The organism is Bartonella sp. MU70NMGDW, assembly GCF_042194085.1.
GTDB classification, from domain to species: Bacteria; Pseudomonadota; Alphaproteobacteria; order Rhizobiales; family Rhizobiaceae; genus Bartonella; species Bartonella grahamii.
In genome coordinates, this window is record NZ_JBHIMK010000212.1 from 1 (window position 1) to 2,072 (window position 2,072).

2 protein-coding genes and 2 pseudogenes are annotated in these 2,072 nt (G+C 36.4%); 2 read left to right on the forward strand and 2 right to left on the reverse strand.

Annotation, left to right across the window (positions count from 1 at the left end):
- Both ACFIKE_RS09820 and ACFIKE_RS09825 read left to right on the forward strand, forming a co-directional pair.
- Positions 1 to 204 (forward strand): annotated as a pseudogene (locus ACFIKE_RS09820) (hypothetical protein); the annotation flags it as partial.
- A 234-nt stretch (positions 205 to 438) separates the two neighbouring features.
- Positions 439 to 986 (forward strand): annotated as a pseudogene (locus tag ACFIKE_RS09825) (antA/AntB antirepressor family protein).
- A gap of 41 nt (positions 987 to 1,027) precedes the next feature.
- Here ACFIKE_RS09825 and ACFIKE_RS09830 read toward each other — a convergent pair.
- Both ACFIKE_RS09830 and ACFIKE_RS09835 read right to left on the reverse strand, forming a co-directional pair.
- Entirely contained in the window at positions 1,028 to 1,456 is a 429-nt protein-coding gene (locus ACFIKE_RS09830) for a type II toxin-antitoxin system HicB family antitoxin (RefSeq protein WP_375649644.1), read from the reverse strand.
- Positions 1,457 to 1,523: 67 nt separating this feature from the next.
- Positions 1,524 to 1,715 (reverse strand): hypothetical protein, encoded by a 192-nt coding sequence (locus tag ACFIKE_RS09835; RefSeq protein WP_004859817.1) that lies wholly within the window; start codon positions 1,713 to 1,715, stop codon positions 1,524 to 1,526.
- Positions 1,716 to 2,072: the final 357 nt, after the last annotated feature.

Sequence of the window (2,072 nt, forward strand, 5' to 3'; positions counted from 1 at the left end):
AGAGAGTGTGAAAAGTTTGATGGCGGACAGTATTACAAAACACCTAAGAATGCCGATTTTAGTACCAAAGCGCAAGTGAAAGCTTGGGTTTACGGTGGAAATATTCCGAAAAGCGTTCTCAATTACGAACCTCTTATAGATGAGATCAATAAAGAGATCAAAAAATTATCGGAAGCTTCTGAAAAAACAATGATTAGATGCTAACTCATATCAGGAACAACTTGACAAATTTTTAAAAGCCATTAGGTTACGAGGCAGGCTTAAAACACCTGTAACCAATCGGTTCAACAGTATCCCGAAAGATCTGTTGCCCTTCATTTTATTATTCCAGGGTCTTCACATGTATGTCCAAGGGTAACCTAAAGATGTGAAGGACTGAATTGGTTCGGTTGTTTTAGCCCTGGATACTTAAACTTTTAAAACAAAGGAACCAATATTATGAACACACTCATTAAAATATCAGAAAAAATTATTGAACAAGAAATTGTGCAAACGGTCAATGCGCGTGAGTTACACGCATTCATGGAAATAGGAAAACGTTTCGCTACTTGGATTACAGATCGTATTAATCAATATACATTTGAAGAAGGTAAAGATTTCATAAAAACACAAGATTTGCGGTTCCCAAAATTGGGAAGCGCAAAATCTAGAGCTGTTACAGCAATAGAATATCATCTCACTCTAGACATGGCGAAAGAGCTCTCAATGGTTGAACGCAATGAGAAAGGACGTCAAGCACGCCGTTACTTTATTGAGTGTGAAAAGAAACTGAGAAACCAATCTGTTGATTATAATCGTGATACGCGCTTTGATTTGCCAAGCTATTGGGAAGGTAGAACGCTGGTGAAAAAGTTTTATATCTTTTAGGTCCAATTCATGTGCGTCTTCTTGATGCCTTCAGAGTAGATGAAGAAAACAGAAAATATAAAGCTCTCATTAAAGAAGCAAAACAGGTTCTAGCAAGGTCTGCCGTAAAAGCAGCTTAGATTTAAAAACATAACTCCCCATTTTAAAAGTGGGGAGGAAGTTAAGCCGCATTTTTGATTGTGATAACAACTTGCTTGCCAAGAACACTCAGTGTTTGCTCTAGTGTTTGAAGCTTAGTTGGATAATTTGGATCAAGAATGCGTCTTGCTTCTGTTTCTTTTTTACCCAAACGATGTGCCAATTCTGTTTTTGTGATATTCGCTTCATTAAAGGCTTCTACCACTGCAAGTTTAAGAGCATTCCAAGCATCTACCGTGACCTCTACAAGGTCTTTATATTGCTGTGGTACTGGTAAAGGTAAACCGCGCATAGGATAGCTCCGTAATGCTAACCCTAAAGCTTCAACAGCATTCTCTAATGCCTCAGTTCTATTTTCTCCAGCTGTTATTGCTTCTGGTACATCTGGAAAGGTTACAATAAAACCACCATCTGGATCAGATTCCAGTTTTGCTTGATACGTGTATTCCATGTTTAGGTCTCCTCGCCATAATCGAAATGCTTTTGAAACGAAAAATTAAAGCCGTTGAGAGAGTAACTCATACCCCCAACTGCTTTTTTATTATTTTCACGTAAAGTGGAGTCAATTCACCAGATTTTATAACGGTTGTCTTATCTCCAAAAGTTACCAAATAATGTGACCCTTTACCTGCATCAGGAGCTTCACTGTAATGAATGCCTCTTTTTCTGGCTTCTTTACGTAACTCTCTAAGCAGTGCTTCTCGTTTCATTTAGCCTCCCCTTTCTGCATAAAATGAATATCGCACAAAAAGGTTCGATAGTCAACAATAAATCGAACAAAAAAGTTTGATACAGACTCTTAATGAAAGAATATTTATTGAAAAGTTAAAAGTAGAAATAAGAAAGCCGTGCCATTTGTGTGACATGGTTTTTTGATGAATAATTTGTCAAATAATATTATAATGTAATACATTAAAAAACTGTTATTAATAAACTGAAATAATTGAATAAATACGCAAATTATGCTAAGATTTTTTATGTATAAATTGATAATCTAATGGGGCTACAAATATGCTAAATAAAGTGACGTTAATCGGGCGCCTTGGTGCTAATCCCGAAAGCAAAAC